This window comes from Saccharospirillum sp., assembly GCF_039982735.1.
GTDB lineage: Bacteria > Pseudomonadota > Gammaproteobacteria > Pseudomonadales > Natronospirillaceae > Saccharospirillum.
The window spans coordinates 823,432-849,909 of record NZ_JBDWXV010000011.1 but is presented as its reverse complement, the minus strand read 5'-3'; the positions used below and the strand labels follow the sequence as shown (position 1 = coordinate 849,909).

The following is a 26,478-nucleotide window of genomic DNA, read 5'->3' as shown; positions in this document are numbered from 1 at the left end:
GGTGCACCGCCCCTGGGGCTCGTACAAAACCATTAACCTGGGGGAACGCCACCAGGTAAAGCGCATTACCGTGAAACCCGGTGAAAAACTCTCGGTACAGATGCACCACCACCGCGCTGAACACTGGGTGGTGGTGAGCGGTACCGCCAACGTCACCATAGGCGAGAAGACTCAAATGCTCAGTGAGAACGAATCGGTCTACATTCCCATTGGCACCGTGCACGCCCTGGAAAACCCCGGCAAGATCCCGCTGGAGTTGATTGAAGTGCAAACCGGTAGTTATTTGGGTGAGGATGACATTGTGCGGTTTACGGACCGGTATGGTCGACTCTAAGTGTTGGACCTGAATGGTTTGCAATTAATTCAGAAGCAGTTACTCCAATTTGCAGTGAGTGATTGTCAAAAAGTGCAATAGCCAGTTTTTATTATTTAAGTCTTTTAAAGAATTGCTATAAACAAATAATGGCTATTAGAGTGTCGGTGAGTAAATGTTTGGGAAAATCGAATATTATTTAATTCACTTCTATATATTTATTGTTGATATTGCCAAGATTAACAACTTAAGGCCAGATTATAATGAAAGTACTAACAGTATTCGGAACACGCCCAGAGGCAATCAAGATGGCCCCCTTGGTTCATGCATTGGCAACAGATCCTTTTTTTGATGAAAAAGTCTGTGTAACAGCCCAGCATCGCGAAATGCTGGACCAAGTGCTAGCTCTGTTTGAGATTACTCCGGATTATGACCTGAACATCATGAAGCCGGGTCAGTCGCTGAACGAAGTCACAGCAAACATACTGCTTGGCCTTAAGCCAATACTTGCTGAGTTCAAACCCGATGTAGTATTGGTTCACGGCGACACCGCAACGACCTTCGCCACATCCTTGGCGGCATACTATGAACAAATTCCAGTAGGGCACGTAGAGGCAGGCCTTAGAACCGGCAACCTCTACTCCCCATGGCCAGAAGAGGGTAACCGTAAGCTAACCGGAGCGCTGGCCCAGTATCATTTCGCACCCACTGACACCTCTCGTGGTAATTTACTGGCTGAAGGTGTAAGTGACGAAACCGTGACAGTAACCGGTAACACAGTGATCGATGCACTGCTATGGGTAAAGGGTAAGCTTGAATCGACGCCAAAGCTCAGGGCTGACCTACAGCGTAATTACCCATTCCTGCAACCAGATAAAAAGCTGATTCTGGTAACAGGCCATCGTCGTGAAAGCTTTGGCGGCGGATTTGACCGGATATGTGAAGCCCTAAAACATATCGCTGAAACTCATCCAAACGCCCAGGTTGTGTACCCGGTTCACCTGAACCCCAATGTTCAAAAGCCGGTAAATCGCTTACTCAACGGCGTTGCCAATGTCCATTTGATAGAGCCGTTGGATTACCTGCCCTTCGTAAACCTTATGGACCAGTCGCACATCATATTAACGGACTCCGGTGGCATCCAAGAAGAAGCACCATCACTCGGCAAACCGGTTTTGGTAATGCGTACTACAACGGAACGTCCGGAAGCCGTGGCTGCGGGTACAGTGAAGCTTGTAGGTACTGATGTGAATGCAATAACAACAGAAATCAACCGACTTATGTCAGATTCGACAATTTATCAGGCCATGAGCAGGGCACATAACCCATATGGCGACGGCCAAGCATGTGCTCGAATTATGCAGGTACTTAAACAACAATCATCCAAGGGAGCTAGTTAATGAGTTTCAACACTATATCGGTTATTGGTTTGGGTTACATTGGCCTGCCCACGGCAGCGGTATTTGCCTCCCGAAAGATTAAAGTGATTGGTGTGGATGTAAATCAACATGCCGTAGACACAATAAACAAGGGCGAAGTGCACATCGTAGAGCCCGACCTAGATATGATTGTTCACGCGGCAGTTAAAGAGGGGTACCTTAGAGCTACTACAGAGCCTGAACCGGCGGATGCATTCCTTATCGCTGTTCCCACCCCGTTTAAAGGCGACCATATTCCTGACCTGAGCTACATAGAAGCAGCCAGTAAGTCGATAGCACCGGTATTGAAGGCAGGCGATGTAGTAATATTGGAATCGACTTCACCCGTAGGTACGACAGAACAAATGGCTGCATGGCTCGCTGAAGCAAGGCCAGACCTTACGTACCCCCAAACAAATGGTGAAGAGTCAGACATCCGCATAGCTCATTGCCCTGAGCGTGTGCTTCCAGGACACGTTTTGAGAGAGCTGGTTCAAAATGATCGTGTTATTGGAGGTATGACCCCGAAGTGTTCGGCCGCGTCTATAATGCTCTATAGGACTTTTGTGGAAGGCGAGTGTGTTGCAACCACGGCTCGAACGGCTGAGATGGCTAAGTTGACCGAAAATAGTTTTCGCGATGTTAATATAGCCTTTGCCAATGAACTTTCTATTATTTGTGACAAACTAGATATAAATGTATGGGAGTTAATAAGGCTATCCAATCGACATCCTCGAGTAAACATCTTACAACCGGGGCCTGGAGTAGGAGGCCACTGTATTGCTGTTGATCCATGGTTCATTGTAAGCGAGTCTCCCAAGGAAGCACGATTGATTCGTACAGCACGAGAAGTGAATGATAGTAAGCCGAAGTGGGTGCTCGAAAAAATTGATTCTGCTATTGCTGCGTATGTGAAGAAAAATAAGTCTGCAAATATTGAGGAGGTAATTGTCGCATGTTTTGGAATAACGTTTAAAGCAGATATAGATGATATGCGCGAAAGTCCAGCTCTAAACATAGCTAGTGCAATCGCTCATTCTCATGTGGGTGAAGTCCATATTGTTGAGCCTAACATAAAAAAGCTTCCTTCTAGCCTACCACCAAATGTGAAACTTGTTAGTAAAGTCGAAGCATTGAAAAATGCGAATATCATAGCTTTTTTAGTTGATCACACAGATTTCAAATCACTTAAAGGTCAGAATTTTGAGGGTCAATATATTGTTGATACAAGAGGGATCGTCTAGCACATATTTCTTATGTCATCCAGATTGTTAGTGAATTTAAATTACCATAACAAGTAGTGAGGTGCGGTTTTGCAAACTTTAGCGATTATACCTGCTCGCGGGGGTTCTAAAGGAATACCAAACAAAAATATCAAACTGATTGGTGGCAAACCTTTAATTGCTTGGAGCATTGAACAAGCATTGGCCTCTAGTTTTGTTGATAGAGTTGTCGTTACAACAGATTCAGAAGAAATTTCGATAATAGCTAAAGATTATGGTGCTGAAGTTCCATTCATTCGCCCATCCAGTTTGGCACTTGACACATCTACAACTGAGTCTGCAATGTTGCACTGCTTAGAATGGTTAGAAGAATTTGATAACTATCAACCAGACGCGACAGTACTTCTTCAACCAACATCGCCGGTTAGAAGTAAAAACTCTATAGACAATGCTATTGAGTTGTATTTCCAAAATAAATGTGATTCCGTACTTAGTGTATGTGAATTCTGGCATTTTCTTTGGAGGAATAATAAAGCTCCGGTTGCAGAATATGACTATAGAAACAGACCAAGAAGGCAGGATATACAAGACAAAGACATTCGTTATAAAGAGAATGGTTCAATTTATATTTCTAAAACGAATTTACTTAAAAAAGATATGAACCGCCTCTGTGGTAATAATATAGGGCTCTATTTGATGACGGAAAGCGAGAGCTATGAAATCGATAGCTATATTGATTGGATGGTAGTAGAAAGTATTTTGGTTTCCGGAGGCACGTATGAGAATTGAGACAAAATTTAGTAGATTCATCATTCAAGAAGATGAAACCTTGCAATATGCACTTGACAAAATAAATAGGAATAAAAGCCGTATATTGTTTGTGGTGTCTAGCTTTGGTGAATTGTTGGGGAGTCTGAGTGACGGTGATGTAAGGCGATGGTTAGTTAATACTTCAGAATTAGATCTATCTATACCTGTAAAACTTGTAATGAACAAAAACTGTTCATATGTATTCTCTGACATAAACAAACAAGATATTAAGAAAAAACTAACGGAAAAAGTAATTGCGATACCACTAGTTGATAAAGCTAGAAGAGTAGTGTCAATTGCTCTTAGAGAATTTCAAGGGTTTTGGATAGGTGATAGATTAATATCTGATGATCTTCCTTCATTTATAATTGCTGAGATAGGAAATAACCACCAAGGTGATCTGGCACTTGCTAAGAAACTAGTTGATCTTGCAAAAGATTCTGGTGCAGATTGTGCTAAGTTTCAATTGAGAGATTTAGCTTCGTTGTATACAGACTCAGAATCAAATGATCTCGGTGCTGAATATACTAAAGACTTACTTAGCAAATTTTCTTTGAGTACGGAAGAAATGCTAGAGGTGTTCGACTATTGTAAAAAAATAGGAATGGAGCCACTTTGCACACCTTGGGATTTGAAAAGTCTCGAGGTTCTCGAAAAATACGGAATGAAGGCTTATAAAGTTGCTTCCGCAGATTTCACTAACCATGAATTACTAGCAGCACTCTGTAACACGAAAAAACCGTTAATATGCTCGACCGGTATGTCGACAGAAAGTGAAATAAAACAAAGTATAGCATTTTTGGATAAACATGGTGCTAACTACGTTATTTTACATTGCAACTCGACATACCCAACGCCATTTAAAGATGTCAATCTAGCTTACTTACCACGTCTAAAGAATCTATGTGATGGGTTAGTGGGATACTCTGGGCATGAGAGAGGTATAAGCGTACCTTTAGCTGCTATAGCTTTAGGTGCAAAGGTAATTGAGAAGCACTTTACAATTGATAGATCGCTAGAAGGAAATGACCATAAAGTAAGCCTACTGCCAAAAGAATTCACATTGATGGTACGTCAAATACGTGAAATAGAAGAATCAATAGGATCTAACGATGAACGAGTTTTAACACAAGGAGAAATGTTAAACAGAGAGAATCTCGCAAAAAGTTTAGTTGCAACAAGAGCTATTAAGTCAGGCCAAGAAATAACTCCTGACATGATAGAAATAAAGAGTCCAGGTCAAGGCTTGCAGCCTAATTCAATTTACATGCTGATTGGCAGGGTTGCTAAAAGGAATATACAGGTTGGTGACTACTTTTATGAGTCTGATTTGTCGGATGAAGTTATCGAAGCTCGAATCTATGACTATAAGCGACCGTTTGGGATCCCCGTAAGATATCACGACTACTCTGAATTATCTCAACTTTCAAATTTAGATTTTGTAGAATTTCATCTTTCATATAAAGATATGGAAATGGAACTAGATGAATTCTTTACAGAGCCTCAAGAAATTGGATTTGCAGTTCATAGCCCGGAGCTATTTTCTAATGATCATATTATGGATTTGGCATCAGAAGATATTGACTATCGTAAAAAGTCGATAGATGAAATGAGCAAGGTTATAAAAATAACGAAACACTTGAAAAAGTATTTTCCAAAAACAGAAAATCCGGTTGTAGTTATCAATGCGGGTGGTTTTGATAGTTCTGGTTTTGTTAAACCAGAAAGCAAACAAAAAATGTATGAGAGAGTTGGGGAGTCGCTTAAGGCACTAGAGTTGGATGGTGTGGAAATAGCCATACAGACTATGCCTCCATTTCCGTGGCATTTTGGAGGCCAGAGTTTCCATAATCTATTTATAAGCGCAGACGAAATAGTTGACTTTTGTGAACGCTATTCGACCAAAATATGTTTAGATGTTTCACATACACAGATGGCATGTAATTATTATAATTGGTCGTTATCTGAGTTCGTGAGAAAAGTTGGCAAGTATATCGTACACATACATGTTGTCGACGCAGAAGGAACTGATGGTGAAGGGGTAGAGGTCGGTAAAGGAGATGTTGATTTTGCTCAATTAGCAAGAGATTTAAATGAATTCGCGCCAAAAATACAATTTATTCCAGAAGTTTGGCAAGGACATAAAAATAGAGGCGAAGGATTCTGGAAAGCCTTGGAATATCTTGAGAAATATAAATTATGATTAATAGTGCACATCAACTATGGCACTGGACTTTTGTTTAGACAGACTATTCAAACGTTTATACTGAGCATGCTTTTTTAAGACTATAAAATCATTATTTTTACTGAAATTAGGTGCTTACTAGTCAATACTTTGAATTTGTTGTCTAAAAAATTATTGGGGGCTTCGTAAAAGTCCCCAATAATTGAAACAATACGAGCTAAATCAATAGAATAAAGAATATTTTATTCATGGGTTAGATTGTTGTTTCTATAGTAAATGCTAGTATGACAAAACAGTCATATTCTACAGTTAATCTAAAAGAGACAAGTTTAAGGATCTATAAATAAAATTTAGCTATTAATTATTTAATTCAATTCATAAAGTACGTAAAGCTGAAATTTCTACATAATAAGCAGTGAAAATTAAATATACCATGGCGATTGTAATTTCTAAGGTAGAGAGCTAAGTTGCAAATTTAATGCATACAAGGTTTGGGCGTTAATTTATTTTGCTCAGCGGATGAGTGCATTATCCTCTAATTACAGTATTTATTAGAATCGCACAGGATTAGTACTATATTGCTATACAAGACAGTAATCTCACTTTGACATATAGATTTAAAAAATTGTGAAAGGTGAGTTGTTGTATGTATTGTGATATATAAAGATTGATTTCTACATGTGTAAAAGTAGGAAAGCTAGTCCAAAGAACTTCCAAGTTAGCTATATGATTTAAACCTTGACCTGGTATTTTGTATAAGTGATTCAGGAGTCATGCTTAATGATAACCAATAAGGCACATTCAATTAGTTTTGGTTTTAGTTTACTTAATCTTAAAATTGGTTTAGGTGTCGTTTTTAATCATATTTTCCCTGAGAAGGAATTGAAACCAAAGAGAAAAATTAACTAATGAAATTTATTACATATAAAAGTGTTTTGTCATATGGAATTGCTAATGGTTTAGTTGGTTTGTCGCCAATATTATTACTGCCATTGTTGACAACCTATATGACCAGAGAACAGTATGGAGAATATTCTTTATATCTAATATTATTTAACGTGTTATCTATCTTGATATGCTCAAGTGCAAATGGTTCCTTGGCCGTACAATTTCATAAAAGCCCAGAACAAGGAAGTTTGGTAGCTTCTGCATACATCGTACCCCTACTTAGCTTCCCAATAGTTACGCTATTTTTTTTTCCAATTGCTAGCTTTTTTTTCAATTTGCCAGAGAAGCTTTTATTAATCGCCTTGATATCTGCTTTGTTTAATTCTCTCGTACTTATATTTTTGTCTTTTTTTCAAGCTAATGGAAGGTATTATAGGTATTTATTAGTACGTATTGGCCAGGTATTTGGCGATGTTTTATTTTCCTATATTCTAGTGATAAGCTTGGTAGTCAGTATATACGCCCGACTTTATGCGCACTTAAGTGCATTTTTATTAGCCTTAATAGTATGTTACTTACTATACAAGAGAGGAAATTTAATTTTAAAGGGAGTAGTTAAAAAGAACTTGCTTTATAAGCACTTGCGATTTGGCCTGCCTTTGCTCCCACATGCTATAGCTGGTAGCACAATTATGTTAGTAGATCGCATCGTGCTGTCTGAGTTGATAGGTATTGAATCGGTTGGAGTGTTCATGGTGGCTCTTCAAGTTGGTGGTATAATTATGTTCTTTATTGAACCAGTAAACAAAGTATTCGCACCATGGCTATTTAAGAATTTAGGAGACACTAATCATTCGCAAAAAGTGACAATGGTAAGATATACATACCTTTATTATATAGCCTTGGTAATTTTTGCTTTTGGGTTATACTTATTATCAGACTTGATTGTGAAAATACTTGTATCTCAGGAGTTTAGTGATGCTTCTTTACTAGTTCCCTATATTTTGATTGGATTTATGTTTCAAGGTATGTACTACACGGTAACTAACTACATTCTGTACTCCGAGAAAACTGGTCTATTATCAAAAATTACGGTTTCTGTATCATTGACATCAATTTTATCTTCTATTTTTCTTGTGTACTCTTTCGGAATTGTAGGAGCTGCAATATCATTTGCATTTACAAATATTTTGCTTTTTGGTGTGGTGTGGTACTTTTCTAATAGAGTTTTCCCTATGCCGTGGTTTGAATATAAGAGGATAGAGAAATAGAATGCAGGAAATACCCTTATTTAATCAATATGAAGGCTATGTTACGCATATCGAAGAACAGCTCGAAAGTTTTGGATATTCAAAATATCATAAAAAGGGTTTGGTAAATTTTTATTGTAAGTTTGATGCTGAATTTTATAACTTATGTAAGGCACTGTTTGTAGATAATCCAGATGATTTTATAAATGGGAATTCAATTCAAAGCTTACTGATAAGTAAAGACTTTCTTGATAGAAAAGTTGGTAATAAGTTGCTTTTTCGAACTATAGCGAAATTCTTTTTACACTCTCTTTTTCGCTTGTTCGGTAAGTTAAAGTTGTCGAATAAAAATTATTCACCAATTGTTCGTAGGGGGTATGTTGAAGATACTGAATCATTATTCGATAATAATGATGTGTTGAGATTAATTTATCCATTCCCGATTAGTGCTAGTAGACAGATTAAGTATATTCGATATCTGGCTAGGAATAAGAAAAAATATACTATCTCGGGGTTCGGCTATGTCCCTAAAGATATATTTAAGTTTATAAAGGATCGGAATTATTATAGCCTTTATAGGTTAGAAAATCGTGCAGCAATTAGGCATGGATTAGAATTAAAGAAAACAAATATAAAGCTTGTGCAATGTTCTGACGAGTATGACATTGGAAGCTATTGGTTTTACAAAGTGTTAGGGCGGGCTGAAATAAAAAGTGTAAACTCAGCGCATGGGATTAGTAAATACCTTCCTTATCAATCATATACAGAATTTCACGTATTAACGTCAACACAAAAGCAATTCTACTCAAAATTCAATGTTGGACTGACTTTATCTATTAGGAAATTGACGAGTAACAATAAAATCAAATATGTTAGTCGAAATGAGCTTGTTGTTGTGTTTTTATCTCAAGCGAATCCTAGCTCGCCTAGGATTGTTCATGCTGATGAGCAAAAAATATTAGACATTTATAAAGTTATAGCGAGAAAGTATAAAAATGTCACGTTCTATATTAAATGGCACCCTAATTCCTCAAATTTCAATGCTCATATCGGACCTGTTAAGAGTTGTTCTGATGTCCTTTATGGTAGTGAAAGAAATTTAATACAATTTTCTCTTTACTCAACATGCCAAGTAGACCCTAGTTTTGGTGGTCATAAATTTTTAGTGGAAACAAAATATATTAAACCTTCTTTTGTATTTACTAACGATCAGCTGATTGTTGGTTTTACAGAGTTAAGTGAATATATATGCATGCAACTCGATGAGCGTTTAGGGGTTTGTGATGGTTAAACTAATATATTTTAAGATTTTAAAAAAACTACGGGGTAATAACACTCGTAATAGTCGAGTGGATAGAGAGTCAAAGGTAGAGGATGGAACTGTTTTTATAAATTCATCGATGGACAGGTATTCATTTGTGGGCTCCGATTGTGAAATACAGAATTCGGATATTGGGAGATTTTGCTCAATAGCAAACAGCGTAATAATAGGTGGTAGCCTTCATCCAATAGATTGGATATCAACCTCTCCTGTGTTCTATGACAATAGAGATTCTATTAAGAAAAAGTTTGCGCGACATAAAAGGGCTCCCCAAAAAAGAACGAAAATAGAGCATGATGTATGGATTGGGCGTAATGTACTTATTAAACAAGGTGTTTGTGTTGGTACAGGCTCTATTATTGGCATGGGGTCTATTGTGACTAAAGATGTATTACCATATAGCATTGTAGGTGGTAACCCTGCCAGGCTCATTCGTATGCGATTCTCAAGTGAAATCGCGGATAGTCTATTAAAATCAAATTGGTGGGATTTAGATGAATTGACTTTGAGTAAATTAGGGCAATATGCTAAAGATCCTAGGGCGTTTTTGGATGAATTGAATAAAGAGTTGAAGAGTTCCAATTCATGAGGATGGCAAATACCCCAGCCGGATATTATAAAAAAGTCACAATATTTACTTTGGTTTTTGCATTGTTTGTGGTGTTTGTATCCCAAAATACATATTGGATATTAGCTTTAGCTGCCATGTTAAGTTTTCTTTTTGTAACTGATCTTGTTATTGAAGGAAGGGTTAAAAATTCAGCCATAATATTTTTTATTTTTTATATTGTTGTTTTGTTGCCTGGCTTTCTTTCGTTTAATGCAAGTTTCTCGAAGTACTTTTATATTTGGACAGAATTACTGACTATTTATTTTGCTTATAAAGCAGGGCAAAATGGTACTTTATATCTTAAGTATTTGAAGATATTGTTCTATCTGTTTGTTTTGTTTGTTTTTTATAATATATTTAAATACTGGGGTCTAGATGAGCCGCTATCTTATATAGTTCAAGGCTCTAGCCAAAACGGCATACCGTCTTACGCAATTATTTTGCTAGTTTCATTGTTGATTGCAAATTATGTAAAATATGATGAATTACAGGTTTTTCCATGTTTTTTGGTTCTATTAATCGCTTACTATGGAGAGGGTAGGGGCTCTATAGTAATATCATTTCTCATTACTTTAGTTGTGCTTGGAATCAATGCTAAAACTTGGTTGTTTAATAAAAAACCATCACCGCTGTTAGTAAGTTTTACGTTTTTTATAATTTTTATCGCTTCTGGCATTTTAATAGATGATGTGTTCAATTTTGTAGTTACTAATACTAAATTAAGTGTTGGTCTAGGGGACTCTCATAGGTATAGAATTTTGATGGATTATATTGGAAATTTAGATATGCTTGAGTGGGTAATAGGCGGTAGCTATGAAGGAACCGTTATAGATTCTCAATACAATGGTAATCCGCATATTGCTTTAGTAAGAACGCATTACTTTTTCGGGTTAATTCCTGTATTGTTATTCACCTTGACTCCATTACTTTTCCTCGTATGGAAAGTCTCGATAAAAACATTCGTTATGTCTGTCTTAGCGCTATTGGCTATTGGGCGGAGTATTTCTGAACCAATACTTTTCCCCACCTATTTAGATTTCTTTTATTTAACACCTTTTTTCATGTATTATTTTTCTTTGGATGAAAATCATAATGCTTGTGGAGTAAAAAATAAATGATTGACGAGGCATTTAAGGTTTGTAGTAATTGTGTGATGGATGCTACGGATGCTAATATTGTATTCAATGAAGCTGGTGTTTGTGATCATTGCGAAACTTTTTATAAAGATATCCAACCATTCTGGCATACTGATAGCAAAGGTTGGGATGAAATACAAAATAAAGCTGCTTTGATTAGAGATCAAGGGAAAGGCAAGGAGTTTGATTGTATTATTGGAATGAGCGGTGGTATAGATAGCTCTTATTTGACTTACTTAGCAAAAGAAAAGCTAGGTCTAAGACCTTTGGTTTTTCATGTTGATGCAGGTTGGAATTCGCAAACTGCAGTTAATAATATTGAGCATATAGTTGATAAGCTTGGCTTGGACCTTTATACCGAAGTTATTGACTGGGAAGAAATGAAGGATTTACAATTAGCATTTTTCAAGTCGGGAGTACCACATATTGATACTCCACAAGATCATGCTTTTTTTGCTACGATGTACAAGTTTGCTTCTAAATATAAGGTTAAACATATCTTAACTGGCGGTAATTATTCTACAGAGTGTGTTCGTAACCCACTGGAATGGATGTATTATCAGTCTGATGCGAGACAGCTGAAAGACATTCATAAAAAGCATGGGAAAAAACCATTAAGAAACTATCCGGTAACTAATATTTTCTGGCATAAAGTATACTTACCATATTTTCGCGGGATAAAGTTAATCAGACCGCTTGACTACATGCCTTACCATAAGGAAGAGGCTACCCAGTTCTTGGTAGATAATTTTGGCTACCAGAGGTACGCACAAAAGCATTTTGAGTCTCGGTTCACTAAGTTTTACGAAGGTTATTGGTTGCCCAAGAAGTTTGGCTATGATACCCGTAAAGTTCAATACTCCAGTTTGATATTAACAGGCCAAATGACTCGTGAAGAGGCACTCGAGAAGCTTAAGAAACCAGCGTTTGATGAAGAAGAAATACACCATGACTTTGAGTATGTGGCTACCAAGCTTGGTATATCTGTTGAAGAGCTTCAGGGCTACATGGATGCGCCAAACAAGACTTTTCGCGATTATAAAAACCAGCAAGAAGTATACGAGATTGGCGCAAAAGTTATGCGGATGTTTGGCTTGGAAAAAGGTGGTAAAAGGTGATTGCTATTGTAGATTATGGGCTTGGTAATATCAGCGCATTTGCCAACATCTACAAACGGCTTAACATCCCGTTTGTCGCCGCTAAAACTTCGGATGAATTAAAACAAGCGAGTAAGTTGATCTTACCTGGTGTTGGTGCGTTCGATTACGCGATGGACAAGCTAAATGAGTCGGGTATGCGGGGACAACTGGATGAGTTAGTTCTAGAGAAAAAAGTTCCTATTTTGGGCGTTTGTGTCGGTATGCAGATGATGGCTTCGAAGAGTGAGGAGGGTGAAGTCAAGGGTCTCGACTGGATTCCAGGCTCGGTAAAGCTCATTGATGCGTCTAAGTTAAAACACAAACCTACGGTCCCCCACATGGGCTGGAACCAGGTGAACCCTGAAAAAGATGTTCAAATATTCGAGAATATTGAACACGAGCAAGGTTTCTATTTCTTACATTCTTATTTCTTTGAATGCGAGTCAAATGACGACGTTTTGGCGACCTCAGAGTATGCTGGGAAGTTCTCATGTGCTGTCCACCGTGGCAACATCTATGGGTTTCAGTTTCATCCTGAAAAAAGCCTGACTAACGGTGTGAATTTACTTAAAAACTTTGCGAATATTTGATTATGCTGCGCTCAAGAATCATTCCATGTTTGTTGGTTAAAAATAAAGGGCTGGTTAAAACCGTTAACTTCAAGGACCCTAAATATGTTGGTGATCCTATCAATGCGGTTAAAATATTTAATGAAAAGCTTGTTGACGAACTGATCGTACTTGATATCGATGCCTCCCAGGAAGGTCGGGACCCAGATTACAAAATGATAGAAAACCTTGCGACGGAATGCCGTATGCCATTCTGTTATGGTGGCGGTATTAAAACAGTCGAGCAAGCGGTAAAAATCAGTAATCTCGGAGTCGAAAAAATCGCAATCAGTTCTGCCGCCATCACCAACCCGTCGTTACTAACTGAGCTTTCGGACGCCATTGGAAGGCAAAGTGTGGTAGTGGTTTTCGATGTTCGCAAAACGATGTTCGGCGGTTACGATGCGTTTATTTATAATGGCAAAACAAAAGTTAAAAGCGATTTTTTCAAACTTCTCAAAGAAGTTGAATCTCTTGGTGCCGGGGAGGTTGTTATCAACTCCATTGACCAAGACGGAAAAATGGGCGGATACGACGAAAAGCTCATATCAAAAGTGAGAGAGACAATTGATATACCTCTCACTGTTTTGGGTGGGGCGGGGCATCTGGATCATATTAAAAAAATCATTAGCGATTACAAGGTTATAGGCGTAGCCGCTGGCAGCTTGTTTGTTTTTAAAGGTGTATACAAGGCTGTGCTGATAAGCTATCCGTCAGTTGCGGAGAAGAAGGTTCTCAATTCATCGTCATAACCTTGGGTAAGGGTAAATCAATTCATAGTTGGGTAACACATGAAACAGATATTGCAGGATATGGCCAAAGGTGGAACAACGGTAGCGGAGGCTCCTACGCCACAAGTCTCAGGAAATAGTCTGGTGATAAGCACCAGCACCACTTTAATTTCAGCCGGTACTGAGCGGATGCTTGTGGGGTTTGGAAAAGCCTCCTACGTACAAAAGGCGCGCCAACAGCCGGAAAAAGTGAAGATGGTGTTGGAGAAGGTGCAAACCGATGGCCTAATGACAACAGTAGATGCTGTACGGTCGAAGTTGGCGCAACCGCTACCGTTAGGGTATTGCAATGTCGGTGTGATTGCTGAAGTCGGAACCGGTGTTGAAGGCTTTAAAGTGGGTGATCGTGTTGTATCGAATGGCCCTCATGCGGATGTCGTCAAAGTATCCAAGAATTTGTGCGCCTTAATCCCAGATGCCGTTGATGATGAGTCTGCCGCTTTTGTCGTAGTTGCCAGTATTGGCCTGCAAGGTATACGTTTGGCGATGCCGACACTTGGTGAAGCGTTTGTGGTAACGGGTGTTGGCTTAATTGGCTTGTTGACAGTGCAGCTGTTGCGGGCCCATGGTTGCCGGGTACTGGCGGTTGACTTTGACGAATCCAAGTTGGAGCTTGCCCGGCAGTTTGGCGCGGAAACGTGCAACCCGGGGAAAGGAGAAGACCCTGTTTCTGCCGGTATGGCTTTTAGTCGTGGCCAGGGCGTTGATGGCGTTATTATCACGGCATCAACCAAATCAAACGACCCGGTGACACAGGCCGCCAGAATGAGTCGAAAGCGTGGCCGCATCATTATGGTTGGTGTAACAGGGATGGAGCTTAACCGTGCTGATTTCTATGAGAAAGAACTGAGCTTTCAAGTCTCATGCTCGTACGGTCCTGGCCGATATGATTCTGCCTATGAAGAAAAAGGTCAGGATTACCCCTATGGGTTCGTGCGTTGGACACAGCAACGCAATTTTGAAGCCGTATTGGATATGATGGCGTCCGGACAGCTAAACGTTAAGCCATTGATAACACATCGATTCGCGTTTGAAGATGCCACCAAAGCCTATGATGTTCTCACGACGGATAAGGCAGGTTTGGGTATTCTGCTCGAATATCGTTCGGAACCTGAAAGCCGCTCAACCCGCTCCGTGATACTGAACCGGGTAACGTCGTTTGTGAGTGGTAAGCCTGTATTAGGATTTGTCGGGGCGGGGAACTACGCATCTCGGGTGCTGATACCGGCCTTCAAGAATGCGGGTGCGCAGCTCCACACTTTGGTGACTGCGGGTGGAATCAGTGGTGTCGTTCACGGTAATAAGTCAGGTTTTGCCGAGGCGTCGACCGATATTGACGACATGCTTGAAAACGACACCATCAATACGGTAGCCATTGTCACCCGGCATGACTCTCATGCCGGCATGGTAAAACGGGCGTTGGCCGCCGGTAAGCATGTGTTTGTCGAAAAACCGCTAGCGATCAGCCTTGATGAGTTGGCCGGTGTTGAGGAAGCCTATGTAGCCGCTAATGGCAGTGGGAATGGCCCGCGGTTAATGGTGGGATTCAACCGCCGTTTTTCCCCGCAAATCCAGAAAATGAAGGCGCTGTTGGAGCCTGTTAAGGAACCCAAGTCTTTCATCATGACCATGAACGCGGGGGCCATTCCCGCCGATCATTGGACGCAAGACTACGCCATCGGCGGTGGTCGAATTATTGGTGAAGGTTGTCATTTCATTGATTTAATGCGATTCCTTGCGGGCAGCGAGATCGTATCCGTCCAGGCGCGGCGGATGGGTGATTCCCCCGGTGTCGAAATCACTGAAGATAAAGCCAGCATTACCTTGGGCTTTGCCGATGGGTCATTTGGTACCATTCTCTACCTAGCAAACGGTTCATCCAGCTTCCCGAAAGAACGGGTTGAGGTCTTCGCCGCTGGCCGGGTGCTGCAGTTGGACAACTTTCGTAAGTTGAAAGGCTTTGGGTGGCCAGGCTTCAGTAAAATGAACCTTTGGAAGCAAGATAAAGGCCAGGCCGATTGTTGTAATGCGTTTCTGTCCGCTATCGAGAAGGATCTACCCGCGCCCATTCCGGAAAATGAAATTTTTGAAGTTGCTCGCGTATCGATTGAAGCTGCTCAGATTCTGCGCGATCAGGTTAACTGAGGGTAGGGCAGGAATAGGTGAATCTTTCTCGATATACAAAGCTGTTCCACACCGTACGTTATCTGAAGCCAGGGCAGATTGGGTATAGGCTGTATTATCGGTTTAAGAAGCCGAATATTAGGCCAGCGGAAGCAGCCAATGCACGAGGTTGGTCCTCAGTATGGGCGGGTGATTGCTATATGGCGCCGATGACCCTGGATGGAAACCGGTTTACCTTCCTGGGCCACAGCGCGGTTGTCGGTGCGGATTGGAATGATTCGACATTTCCCAAGCTCTGGATCTATAACCTGCACTATCTTGATAACCTGAACAGTATAAAATCCGATCAGCAGGATGAGATCAATCAAAACCTGGTAGCGCGATGGGTCGAAGCCAATCCAGTGATGCAAGGCAACGGTTGGGAGCCTTACGTAATCTCCCTGCGCGCGGTAAATCTGGTAAAGTGGTTCAGTCGCCGATCCGAACTGCAAGTGGGTTGGTTGACCAGTTTGGCAACGCAAGCTCAGGCGCTAGAAAAACAACTTGAATACCATATTCTGGGCAATCACTTGTTTGCCAATGGCAAGGCGCTGGTGTTTGTTGGGGCTTATTTGAGCGGGGCCGATGCCGACCGTTGGCTTGCCAAAGGGTTGAAAATACTCGATAACGAGATAGCCGAGCAGTTTTTGGACGATGGCGCGCATTTTGAGCTATCGCCCATGTATCATGCCACTTTAGTGTGGGATATCAGTGACTTGGTACACTTAGCCGAAGTGACCCAACTGCCCGAACTGGTTGCGAGGGCTGCTTTGTGGAAAGGTGTTGTTGAACGCGGTTTGGCTTGGCTGCAGGGTATGGTCCATCCGGACGGAGGTATCGGTTTTTTCAACGATGCGGCTTTTGGTATAGCGCCCGAACTTGACGATATTGAACGGTACGCCCATCAAGTGGGCTGTCTACCAAAGCCCGAAGTAAAGGCTAATGGCTCTGCTGGTAATGGGTGGGCATTGCTTCAGCACCCTGCGAGTGGCTATGTCACAATCCATGAGGCCCATAGTCAGCACCTTGCCATTCTTGACCTGGCTAAAGTCGGCCCAGACTATCAGCCCGGCCATGCCCATGCCGATACATTAAGTTTTGAGCTTAGCCTGTTCGGCCAGCGTGTTTTGGTCAACTCAGGTACCTCCCAATACGGCGACGATGCGGAACGCCACCGGCAGCGCAGTACCGAAGCCCATAATACCGTTGAGGTTGATGGCCAGAATTCATCGGAGGTTTGGGGCGGCTTTCGGGTGGCCCGGCGGGCATACCCAAGTAACAAGATCAATGACCAGCAAGGCGGTCGTGTTCTGGTTTCGGCCAGTCATACCGGCTACCTTCGCCTGCCCGGCAAGGTGACGCATCACAGGGAATGGCAGTTTTATCCAGATACATTCCAAGTTAAAGACACAGTGTCAGGCGACTTTACCCGGGCATTGGCGCGCTTATACTGCCATCCTTCTGTTTCCGTGGCGACGCTTGATGCCAATTCACTGTTGCTCACCCTGCCCGGAGGCCAAACCCTCACCGTAAAGGTTGCGGGCGCTAGGGCATTGAATGTAATAGATTCAACTTGGCACCCGAGGTTTGGTGAAATAGTGAAGAACCAGTGCGTTGTGGTGGAATTTGGGGGCCGGGAAGTAACGACCCTGTTCGAATGGAGTAACAATTGAACATCTTGTTTTTAAGCTTTTACTATCAGCCAGACTTGTCCGCAGGGTCCTTCAGAAATACGGCTTTGGTCAAGGCCTTGTTGGCGCAGCTACCGAAAGGTAGCCGAGTGGATGTAATCACGACTTTGCCGAACCGATATTCTACTTTTTCGGCCGCGGCCCTTGAGTATGAAGAGGCGGATGGCGTTAGCATTCATCGCATCGCGCTTCCATCACACCAAAGTGGTATGTTGGATCAGTCCAAGGCATTCTTGTCGTTCGCCCGGCAAGCCTCCATGTTAGCGTCTGGTAAGGAGTATGACTTGGTTTACGCGAGTTCATCGCGCTTAATGACTGCCGCGTTGGGTGCCTGGATTGCTCAGCGCAAGAAGCTGCCCCTTTATTTGGACATTCGCGATATCTTTGTGGATACCATCAAAGACGTGCTACCACGAAAGTTGGCTATCGTGATGAAGCCGGTGTTTTCCCTCGTTGAGCGTTGGACCGTTCGTCGTGCGACCAAGATCAATGTTGTATCTGAAGGCTTTGTTCCCTATTTTCGCGAGCGATACGGTGAACTTAACCTATCCAGCTTCACCAATGGTATAGATGAGGAGTTCCTTCACGTACAACCGACTGATGCTGATTGTTCGAATCCCGCCAACAAGCCGCCAACGATCTTATATGCCGGAAACATGGGCGAAGGGCAGGGGCTGCACAGTATCATTCCGGGTTTCGCGGAACGCTTAGTTGGGAAGGCCAACTTTAAATTGGTCGGGGCTGGCGGGCGCCTTGTTCAGTTGAAACAAGCGATGGATTCGAAACCATCGCCCAATGTCAGCATAAACGCCCCTGTGCAACGGGCTGAACTGATCGCTGAGTATCAGCAAGCCGATGTATTGTTCCTGCATTTGAATGATTACGACGCGTTCAAGAAAGTGCTGCCTTCAAAGCTGTTCGAATATGCAGCCATGGGTAAGCCGATACTGGCGGGCGTGAGTGGTTACGCTGCGGAGTTCGTGGAGCGGTATATTGACAATGCCGCTGTATTCCCGCCTTGTGATGTCGATGGGGCTGTGGCAGCTCTGGATAAGCTGAGCCTAGAGACACGCCCCCGAACGTCGTTCGTCAATCAGTTCTCACGGCAGAATATCATGCATAAGATGGCTACCGACGTTATTTCAACGGGAGCGGTGGGCTGATATGAGAGTATTGGTCACCGGTAGTAATGGTTTTTTAGGCTCCGCTGTGCTGCAGGACCTTCAGGCGAGGGAGGTCGACGCAGTCGGGGCTGTTCGCAAGCACCAAGGCGAAAGCCGGGCGGAAGAGCCTATCCAAGTCGGATATATTAATGCCCAAACCGACTGGAGTGAGGCTTTAAAGAGTGTTGAAGCGGTTGTTCACTGCGCGGCGCGGGTTCATGTTATGAGCGAAGACGCTGATAATGCACTGGATGCATTTCGAGAGGTCAATGTCGAAGGTACCCTCAATCTGGCACGGTCGGCCGCCGCTGCTGGAGCAAAACGCTTCCTGTTTATCAGTTCGATAAAGGTAAACGGCGAGGGGACTCGACCAGGCAGACCATTCCGCCACGACGACGCGCCCGCTCCGGAAGATGCCTATGGGCAATCGAAAGCGGAAGCGGAGGCCGGATTGTTGTCGGTTGCGCGTGAGACTGGCCTGGAAGTGGTTGTTATTCGGCCTCCACTGGTTTATGGCCCCGGTGTGAAAGCGAATTTCGCCGCCCTCATGAAATTGGCGGGCAAGAATCTGCCTTTGCCTCTGGGGGCAATACGGAATAAGCGTAGTATGGTGGCGTTGGAAAATCTGGTGAATTTGATCGTTACATGCATCAGCCACCCCAGTGCCGCCAACCAGGCGTTTTTGGTCAGCGACGACCAGGATGTATCCACGACTGAATTGCTAATGCTCATGACCAGAGCTACAGGAAAGACCCCCAGGTTGTTGCCGGTACCCATGAGTTGGCTTACCCTCGCCGCCGCATTTTTGGACAAAAAAGCCATCGCGGACCGGCTTTTTGGTTCGCTTCAGGTTGATATTAGTCATACGAAAAAGACGCTAGGTTGGGTACCTCCTATATCAGTAGAGCAAGGCATTCAGCGGTGTTTTCAACAGGGTGAGTAACCCTAGTTTAGAGGTTTACATGGTAAGAAGATTGTTTGATCTGGTTTTTTCCCTTCTGGGGCTAATAGTGGGTTTTCCTGTGCTTTTAATACTAACGCTCATCGGTTTGTTTGATACCGGTTCCCCTATTTTTAGGCAGCAGCGGGTAGGTAGGCATAGAAAACCTTTCACTCTGGTTAAATTTCGGACAATGAAGCCAGATACAGCTTCGGTCGCTAGTCATTTGGCCAGTGCTTCATCTATAACACCTTTCGGGCGGTTTCTAAGGGGCTCAAAACTGGACGAACTGCCTCAATTGTGGAATGTGCTGACGGGCGATATGAGTCTTGTGGGACCCAGGCCTTGCCTCTATAACCAGGTTGAACTCATTGAAGAACGTTATAGAAGAGGCGTGTTCGACGCTAGGCCCGGCATTACGGGTTTGGCGCAAGTTAATGAGATTGATATGTCTACTCCGGAGCTCTTGGCAGAAACAGACCAAAAAATGCTCGAAAACCTGACATTAAAGAACTACTTTAAATACATCGTTATGACGGCAACCGGCAAAGGCGCTGGGGATCGAGTGAAGGGCTAATTAAAGGGATAAGTCCGTGAGAAGAAAACTGCAACGCCGTATGGTTGGCCTGCGCCGATCACACAAAAAATGGATCATGGTCGCTGCAGATGTCGTGATGATTCCGTTTGCTCTTTGGGCGGCCTGGGCGCTGCGGCTAGGGCAGTGGTGGCCACAGTTCTACATCGAGCGGTTCTGGTGGTTATTTCCGCTGATGATACCGGTTGGTATCTTTGTATTCGCACGGTTGGGGCTTTATCGAGCTATTGTCCGCTTTATGAGTGGGCAGGCGTTTATGGCTATTGTAAAAGGGTCGGTTTTTCTTGCGCTGAGTCTATGGTCTGTGGCTTTTCTCGCACGGTTTACCGGCTTCCCGCGCTCTATTCCCATTATCTTCGGTTTGGTGCTATTTACTCTGGTAGGTGGTAGCCGAATTCTTGTCAGAGGGTTTTATCAGTGGCTGACCCGCCATTATACCAATAAAGAGCCGGTAGCCATTTTTGGTGCTGGTAGTGCCGGCGCCCAGTTGGCTTCAGCCTTGCAGAAGGGGCGGGAGTTTATTCCCGTTGCCTTTCTGGATAGTAACTCCGCCCTATGGAAGCATACTGTTCAAGGTATGGTGGTTTACAGCCCCAATGATCTGCAAACCTTAATTACTCAGTTTGGTGTTAATCGGGTATTGCTGGCCGTTCCAAATGCGACTAAAAAGCAACGTAAGGCCATTCTGGACCAGTTAGAACCGTTCTCGGTTCATGTGCAAACCACCCCTTCCATGCCAGATATTGTGTCTGGCAAGGCCAGTGTGGACCAACTGCAGGAAGTTGAGCCAGAAGACCTGTTAGGGCGGGACCCTGTTCCGGCTAATGCAGCTTTATTTAACGCCTGCATACACGAGAAGGTCGTTTTGGTAACTGGGGCAGGTGGGTCTATTGGCTCGGAATTGTGTAGGCAGGTTGTAAAAGCAGGGCCCACCACCCTGGTATTGTTTGAACAAAGCGAGTTTGGGCTGTATCAGATCGAAAGTGAATTGAAGCGTAACGAGCATATTCTGTTCCATGGCGTACAACTGGTGCCACTGCTCGGCTCTGTGTGCAATAGCCATCGCATCAAAGAGGTCTTTCAACGCTATCAGGTAGATACCGTATACCACGCTGCTGCTTATAAGCATGTTCCTTTGGTTGAACACAATGTGTTTGAGGGCATTCGAAACAACGTTATGGGTACTAGAGTTGTGGCTGAAGCCGCTAAAAAAGCGGGTGCCGGTCACTTCGTGCTGGTGTCTACCGATAAAGCGGTTCGGCCTACCAACGTGATGGGCGCTACCAAACGCATGGCTGAGCTGGTAGTGCAGAGCCTCGCAGTTGAGGCCGATACTGTGTTCTCAATGGTGCGGTTTGGTAATGTGCTGGGGTCGTCTGGTTCCGTGGTGCCGCTGTTTCGTGAGCAAATACGCCGGGGTGGCCCAGTTACCGTTACCCATCCAGATATTACACGGTTCTTTATGACCATCCCTGAAGCAGCCTCCTTGGTGGTGCAGGCCGGCGCCATGGGGCAGGGGGGGGATGTGTTCGTGTTGGACATGGGCAAGCCCGTTAAAATTGTCGACCTGGCCCGCAGGATGATCGAGCTCAGTGGGTACGATGTAAAATCGGAGGAGCACCCGGAAGGGGATATCGAGATCGAGTTCTCTGGCCTGCGGCCCGGTGAAAAGCTTTATGAAGAACTGCTTATTGGTGAAGCTGTTTCGGGTACCGACCACCCCAAAATCATGCGCGCGAATGAGGAATTGTTGCCAGAAGCAACGTTACATGCTTATTTGGAGTCATTGATCGCTGCAGAGCAAGGGCAAGATGCCTTGGTGGCCAGAGGCATTCTTGAAAAGGCCGTGGCAGGGTTCAAGCCCAGTTCACCGATGGTGGATTTGTTGAGTGGGGTGGCAGAAAAGGCACCAGGGCCAGGTGTCGAGAAACAGTCTTTCCATTAGCGGCTGTTGTACTACTCTGGCAACAATTCTTTAACAATGTAGTGCCACTCTAAGTCAGTTGGGCAGTTGGTCACCACCCGTTAGCATATTAGAATCACAGTTGTTCTATCGTTGCATTGGGCCGGGTTCCTGGTGAACCTCGGCTTGTGATTTTTTTTTTTGGGCTTGGTGCTCTGGTTGGTTCTTTAGGAGTTCGTGTTTGTATAGGTACCCCGTTAAATCCGATTGGTTAACCAGCCTTTGGGAGCCCGTATCTTTTGTAAGGCTGCCGGTTTTTTTGTATCTGGCGATGGTGTTGTTAATTTTTATCACCTCGTTTTTTGAGCTGCTGTATCACAGTGAAATACAAACGCTGGCCGGTGTTATGTATATTACCGGGCTGGTTATTTTTCTTTCCTGTAAAACACCGCTTCGTAGGTCCTTTATTGCGTGGGTGCTATTGGCATCCATACTAGTGCCACTGATTACCTGGGTGCTTATGAAGCTTGAGCACCCGGATATGGCCCGCAGTGCCCCGAATCTGGATGATCTGATTACCAAGTTCCTGTTTATCATCCCTGCATTTATGCTCGCAGGTAGCCAAAAAAACTTGTTTTGGGTGTGGGGTGCGGCTGCGGTATCGGCCTTAATAATGCCCTGGGTTGCTGGGGATGGATGGCAGGAATTTGTTGGTGCTTGGGCCGGCCGAAGGGCTACCTATGGGGATAGCCCCATTGCCATCGGCATTGTTTACGGAACGTTGTTAATTGCCGTATTTATATTTGGCAAGAAAGTGGTATTCAAACCAGCATTTTCATATGTGCGTTGCTGTTTGTGGTTGTGTTTGTTGGTTTATATCGGGTTCTTAACCTTTACGACTCAAAGCCGGGCAGTCTACCTGGGTATTGCCGTTGTTATGACGTTAGCGGTTCTTTGTTTAGCCGTGTACTGCGGTTTTTCCGGATCGGGTCGATTCCCTAAAAAGAGAGTGATAGTACCGCTGTTGGTGGTTGTTGTGGTGGGGCTGGTGGTATTGTTCAATTCGGCCACCTTTGATCAAACGATAGCTAAAACCCAGAACGAAATACGGAATATCATGCCTGCGCTTCAAGGTGATGTGGAAGACATTCCACGCAGCAGTGCGGGTCTGCGGCTAATATTCTGGGTAGATGCCACACACTGGACGCTAGAACGCCCTCTTTTTGGCTGGGGGTACCGTGCCGGGCGTATGATGCACGATGAAGCGCAAAATTATTTCAATGCTCCCAGCGGCCGCAGGTTGTTTCGAACCATTCACAATACTTACCTGGAACTAACCATTTCGTATGGTCTGGTGGGTTTGGCGTTGTTTACAGCGTTTTTTGTCTGGTTTTTTAGGCGAATGCATATGGCTTGGAAAGATGGGGTATTACCGCAGGATATTTACGTGTTCACTGTATTCGCGCTAATTTTTTACGCAGTTTGTGGTGTTTTTTACTCATCGCTGTTTATTGGCACCCCCATTTTTCTGTTCAATATGGTGTTGCTGGGTGCTGCTACCTTTATTTTTAAGCATATAGTGGAATATGAAGGTGATGCAGCCTTTAAAGTAGAAACTGAGGCGGGGAGCAAGGCAGATAGCTGAGGTGGAAAGCTGATCTAGAGGCCTATATAGGTGAACGTTCGCGAAACACCGCCATTTAAGCGGTGTTTATCAGTCAATTCGGCTTTGAATCATCTGAATGATGTCGGTTGTTGAAACGTCTTTGGTGCGCGGGAAGTAGATGACTTCGCACTGGTCTTTAAAGTGGTCAAACTTGCCCGCCCAGTCGTCGCCCATTACCAGAATGTCGGCTTTGTAGCGGCTGAGGTATTCGCCTTTCAGTTCCAGGGATTCTTCAATGAATACCTCGTCTACACAATGCAGGCTGTTCAGTATGTGAACCCGGTGCTCTTGTCGGTAAACCGGGTAACGGCCTTTTTTATCGAAGTTCAGCGCATCGGAAGAAACCCCAACCGTCAGGTGGTTACCCAGCTCTTTGGCGCGTTCCAGTATGTTCACGTGGCCGATGTGGAATACATCGAAGGTACCGAAGGTGATGACGCGTTTGTTGGGCTTCTCTGTCGGGTTCATAGCGGCTCGTTGTATTGGGTCGGTTACTATTCCATCAGGTCTCGTTCACCAGGTCTCGGCCAGTGTTAGGCCTTGCTGGCCGTGGGGCTGAACACTAACCGGGTTCACGTTGATGCGCAACCTGACCGGGGTAGTCTACAAGCAGACTGTTGCAAAAGCATGTAAGAAGTATGACTAAAGCCACTTGCACGGTGGCTGGGCGGGGGTGTCACGGGTTATTATGGGGTTACTCAGTTTTGCCCGAAAGGAACCCAATGCGTTTGTTTAAGCCTTCCTCCAGTGCCTCGGTTCAGCGCCGCCAGTTGATAGACACCATCGATGTGTTGGATAGCCACAACATCACCTACCATCTGGAAGGGGGCACGCTGCTGGGCATTGTGCGGGATGGAGACCTCCTGCCTTGGGATAAAGACACCGATCTTTCCATTATGAGTGCCGATGTACCCAGGCTTCAGCCAGCGCTGGAAGCCTTGAAAGCGCTTGGGTGGCGGCTTTCTGAGCGGTCGTTTAGCCAGAATGAGGCGTTTGCCAAAAAGCAGGATGTTCGGCTGGTGAAGGTGAAAGATCGCTTTTTAAAGGTGCTTGCAGGCCCAAATACTCTGGATCTGTTCGTGAAATACATTCACGAAGGCCATGCCTATTGGATAGCCGCCAGCAACGTCATGCGTGTTTCCGCTCACCACTACGAAGGCTTTGAAACCGTGCCCTGGGAAGGGCGGCAGGTGAAGGTACCGGTCGACTATGAAGGGTACCTGGAAGCCAAGTTTGGCAATTGGAAGGTGCCGCAAAAGGAGTGGCATTGTGATATGGAGCAGACCGTCGTCCGCCCTAGGGCGGGGGACTGACGTAGGACAATAACTGACGCAAGAAAATAAAGGACGCAGGACATTAAAAGACGTAACACACGAAAGACGTGTAACACGGTAGGACGTAAGCTTGGGTTAGAATGGTGTTTGACGTCTTTTCGTGTGTCGCGTCTTTCTATGTTTTGCGTCCCTTCATGTTCCACGTCCCTCAATGCCCCGCGTATTTCCTCATTTTCTTCGCCACCTTGCGCTTTCTCAGCCAGTTGAAGGGCAGCTTTTTCAGCCCTTTGTAACCCTCGCGGATGTGGTGCTCTATCGCATCCAGTACCCGTTCCGATGAATTGCCATCCTGGTAGGGGTGCATCTGGTCGGCGTAGGCTTTGCCGGCTTCTTTTCGTTCCGCGTAGTGTTCTGTGCAGGTGTGTATGGCGGTAGCCAGCTCGCCCGGCTCGGTGATGTTCAGCACATAGGGGCCGGGGTGCAGGGTGTTCAGGGTGATCACCGGTTTGCCGATGCACAGGCTTTCGGCCACTACCGATGAGGTATCGGAAAGCACAATGTCGGCCTGTTGCAGGGCGGGCAGCAGGTCGGTGTTTTCTACCACTCTGAAATGGTCGTTCTGGGCGGCTTTGTAGGCGGTTACCTGGTCTTCAGCCATCATTGGGTGGAACTTCACGGTTATGTCGGCTTTACCAGCTTTGGTCAGTTCGCTAAGCGGCTCCAGCAGTGCGTAGGTGGAGGTGAGCGAGGGGCTGAAGGTTGGGGCATACAGCACGCTCGGTGGCGCTGTAATGGCGGTGCGGGTGTCTACCGCCTTGGCGTAGGGGTCCATTTTCGGCCAGCCGGTTTCTACGCTTCTAAAATAGCCATATTTAGGTTCTGCGGCTTTGAAACGGCTGGTGGTTAGCGGGCCGTGGGTGCAATACAGTTCGAAGAAACCGCGAATGTTAAAATGGCCTTTCTTGTCGATGCCAAAGCCGTGGAACACCTGAATTTTGTGGCCGGGCCAGAAGTAGGGCACCCAGTTGCCGGGGCAGATAACGGCATCGGGGTTGTAGTCGTTAACGGCGGCGGTGTCGGCCAGGCGGTGTTCTTTGGGTGTCAGGTAAGATTCAGGCAAGTCATACAGGAACCAGCGCACCTCTATGCCACGGGCTTTTGCGGCGGCTTCCAGCGGCCTTAGAATGGGGAAGGAATAAGGCTGTTCAACGAAGAATAGAAGCTTTTGCATGGTAACCTGGGCGTGTTGGCTGGCTGGGGATTATAACGGGGGTTTGGGGGTGGGTGCGAGGGCCGGTGCGGGCAGGCTGAGTAGCCAGCGACAATTAAATGTAACGGCTGCGCCGCCCCCTCTCTCTAGCTCTCTCCCCCGGGGGTGGAGAGAGGATGGT

Annotated in this window: 22 protein-coding genes; 20 read left to right on the top strand and 2 right to left on the bottom strand. The window is 44.5% G+C overall.

Annotated elements, in window-relative coordinates; genetic code table 11:
• From ABJT94_RS12165 to ABJT94_RS12075, 19 genes are all read left to right on the top strand, one after another.
• Positions 1–334: cupin domain-containing protein (locus tag ABJT94_RS12165; protein WP_348475895.1), on the top strand; the 334-nt coding region annotated here is incomplete at its 5' end.
• Between the two features lie 242 nt (positions 335–576).
• On the top strand, positions 577–1,713 hold the full coding sequence (gene wecB / locus ABJT94_RS12160; RefSeq protein WP_348475896.1) for a UDP-N-acetylglucosamine 2-epimerase (non-hydrolyzing): 1,137 nt from the start codon (positions 577–579) through the stop codon (positions 1,711–1,713).
• Entirely contained in the window at positions 1,713–2,975 is a 1,263-nt protein-coding gene (wecC, locus tag ABJT94_RS12155) for a UDP-N-acetyl-D-mannosamine dehydrogenase (protein ID WP_348475897.1), read from the top strand. The genes wecB and wecC overlap by 1 nt, the downstream gene beginning before the upstream one ends.
• A 69-nt stretch (positions 2,976–3,044) precedes the next feature.
• Positions 3,045–3,743 (top strand): acylneuraminate cytidylyltransferase family protein, encoded by a 699-nt coding sequence (locus ABJT94_RS12150; RefSeq protein ID WP_348486037.1) that lies wholly within the window; start codon positions 3,045–3,047, stop codon positions 3,741–3,743.
• Positions 3,733–5,967, top strand: coding sequence for an N-acetylneuraminate synthase family protein (locus ABJT94_RS12145; protein ID WP_348486038.1), 2,235 nt, complete (start codon positions 3,733–3,735; stop codon positions 5,965–5,967). Before ABJT94_RS12150 ends, ABJT94_RS12145 begins: the two co-directional genes overlap by 11 nt.
• Before the next feature lie 890 nt (positions 5,968–6,857).
• On the top strand, positions 6,858–8,108 hold the full coding sequence (locus ABJT94_RS12140; protein ID WP_348486039.1) for an oligosaccharide flippase family protein: 1,251 nt from the start codon (positions 6,858–6,860) through the stop codon (positions 8,106–8,108).
• 1 nt (position 8,109) lies between these two features.
• Positions 8,110–9,378, top strand: coding sequence for a hypothetical protein (locus tag ABJT94_RS12135; protein WP_348486040.1), 1,269 nt, complete (start codon positions 8,110–8,112; stop codon positions 9,376–9,378).
• Entirely contained in the window at positions 9,371–9,997 is a 627-nt protein-coding gene (locus ABJT94_RS12130) for a CatB-related O-acetyltransferase (protein ID WP_348486041.1), read from the top strand. Before ABJT94_RS12135 ends, ABJT94_RS12130 begins: the two co-directional genes overlap by 8 nt.
• Positions 9,994–11,136 (top strand): hypothetical protein, encoded by a 1,143-nt coding sequence (locus ABJT94_RS12125; protein WP_348486042.1) that lies wholly within the window; start codon positions 9,994–9,996, stop codon positions 11,134–11,136. Before ABJT94_RS12130 ends, ABJT94_RS12125 begins: the two co-directional genes overlap by 4 nt.
• A complete protein-coding gene (locus tag ABJT94_RS12120; RefSeq protein ID WP_348483142.1) occupies positions 11,133–12,272 on the top strand; it encodes an N-acetyl sugar amidotransferase in 1,140 nt (379 codons plus the stop codon). Before ABJT94_RS12125 ends, ABJT94_RS12120 begins: the two co-directional genes overlap by 4 nt.
• Positions 12,269–12,883, top strand: a complete 615-nt coding sequence (hisH, locus tag ABJT94_RS12115) for an imidazole glycerol phosphate synthase subunit HisH (RefSeq protein ID WP_348483141.1) — start codon at positions 12,269–12,271, stop codon at positions 12,881–12,883. Before ABJT94_RS12120 ends, hisH begins: the two co-directional genes overlap by 4 nt.
• Before the next feature lie 2 nt (positions 12,884–12,885).
• Complete coding sequence (locus ABJT94_RS12110; RefSeq protein WP_348475029.1) at positions 12,886–13,653, top strand: AglZ/HisF2 family acetamidino modification protein; 768 nt, start codon at positions 12,886–12,888, stop codon at positions 13,651–13,653.
• A gap of 39 nt (positions 13,654–13,692) precedes the next feature.
• Complete coding sequence (locus tag ABJT94_RS12105) at positions 13,693–15,837, top strand: bi-domain-containing oxidoreductase (protein ID WP_348475030.1); 2,145 nt, start codon at positions 13,693–13,695, stop codon at positions 15,835–15,837.
• Positions 15,838–16,016: 179 nt separating this feature from the next.
• On the top strand, positions 16,017–17,528 hold the full coding sequence (locus tag ABJT94_RS12100; protein ID WP_348475031.1) for an alginate lyase family protein: 1,512 nt from the start codon (positions 16,017–16,019) through the stop codon (positions 17,526–17,528).
• Complete coding sequence (locus tag ABJT94_RS12095) at positions 17,525–18,709, top strand: glycosyltransferase family 4 protein (protein ID WP_348475032.1); 1,185 nt, start codon at positions 17,525–17,527, stop codon at positions 18,707–18,709. The genes ABJT94_RS12100 and ABJT94_RS12095 overlap by 4 nt, the downstream gene beginning before the upstream one ends.
• Before the next feature lies 1 nt (position 18,710).
• A complete protein-coding gene (locus ABJT94_RS12090; protein ID WP_348475033.1) occupies positions 18,711–19,652 on the top strand; it encodes an SDR family oxidoreductase in 942 nt (313 codons plus the stop codon).
• A gap of 19 nt (positions 19,653–19,671) precedes the next feature.
• The gene (locus ABJT94_RS12085) at positions 19,672–20,226 is read left to right on the top strand and encodes a sugar transferase (protein WP_348475034.1); all 555 of its coding nucleotides are present in this window, start codon (positions 19,672–19,674) and stop codon (positions 20,224–20,226) included.
• A gap of 16 nt (positions 20,227–20,242) precedes the next feature.
• Positions 20,243–22,189, top strand: a complete 1,947-nt coding sequence (locus tag ABJT94_RS12080; RefSeq protein WP_348475035.1) for a nucleoside-diphosphate sugar epimerase/dehydratase — start codon at positions 20,243–20,245, stop codon at positions 22,187–22,189.
• A gap of 199 nt (positions 22,190–22,388) precedes the next feature.
• Positions 22,389–23,792: an O-antigen ligase family protein gene (locus tag ABJT94_RS12075; protein WP_348475036.1), complete on the top strand. Its 1,404-nt coding sequence runs from the start codon at positions 22,389–22,391 to the stop codon at positions 23,790–23,792.
• A 69-nt stretch (positions 23,793–23,861) separates the two neighbouring features.
• On the opposite strand, the gene ABJT94_RS12070 is transcribed toward ABJT94_RS12075, so the two are convergent.
• Positions 23,862–24,281, bottom strand: a complete 420-nt coding sequence (locus tag ABJT94_RS12070) for an adenylyltransferase/cytidyltransferase family protein (RefSeq protein WP_348475037.1) — start codon at positions 24,279–24,281, stop codon at positions 23,862–23,864.
• 254 nt (positions 24,282–24,535) lie between these two features.
• On the opposite strand from ABJT94_RS12070, the gene ABJT94_RS12065 reads away from it, so the two are divergent.
• A complete protein-coding gene (locus tag ABJT94_RS12065; protein ID WP_348475038.1) occupies positions 24,536–25,126 on the top strand; it encodes a LicD family protein in 591 nt (196 codons plus the stop codon).
• A 169-nt stretch (positions 25,127–25,295) separates the two neighbouring features.
• Here ABJT94_RS12065 and ABJT94_RS12060 read toward each other — a convergent pair whose 3' ends face one another.
• Complete coding sequence (locus ABJT94_RS12060) at positions 25,296–26,318, bottom strand: CDP-glycerol glycerophosphotransferase family protein (RefSeq protein ID WP_348475039.1); 1,023 nt, start codon at positions 26,316–26,318, stop codon at positions 25,296–25,298.
• Positions 26,319–26,478: the final 160 nt, after the last annotated feature.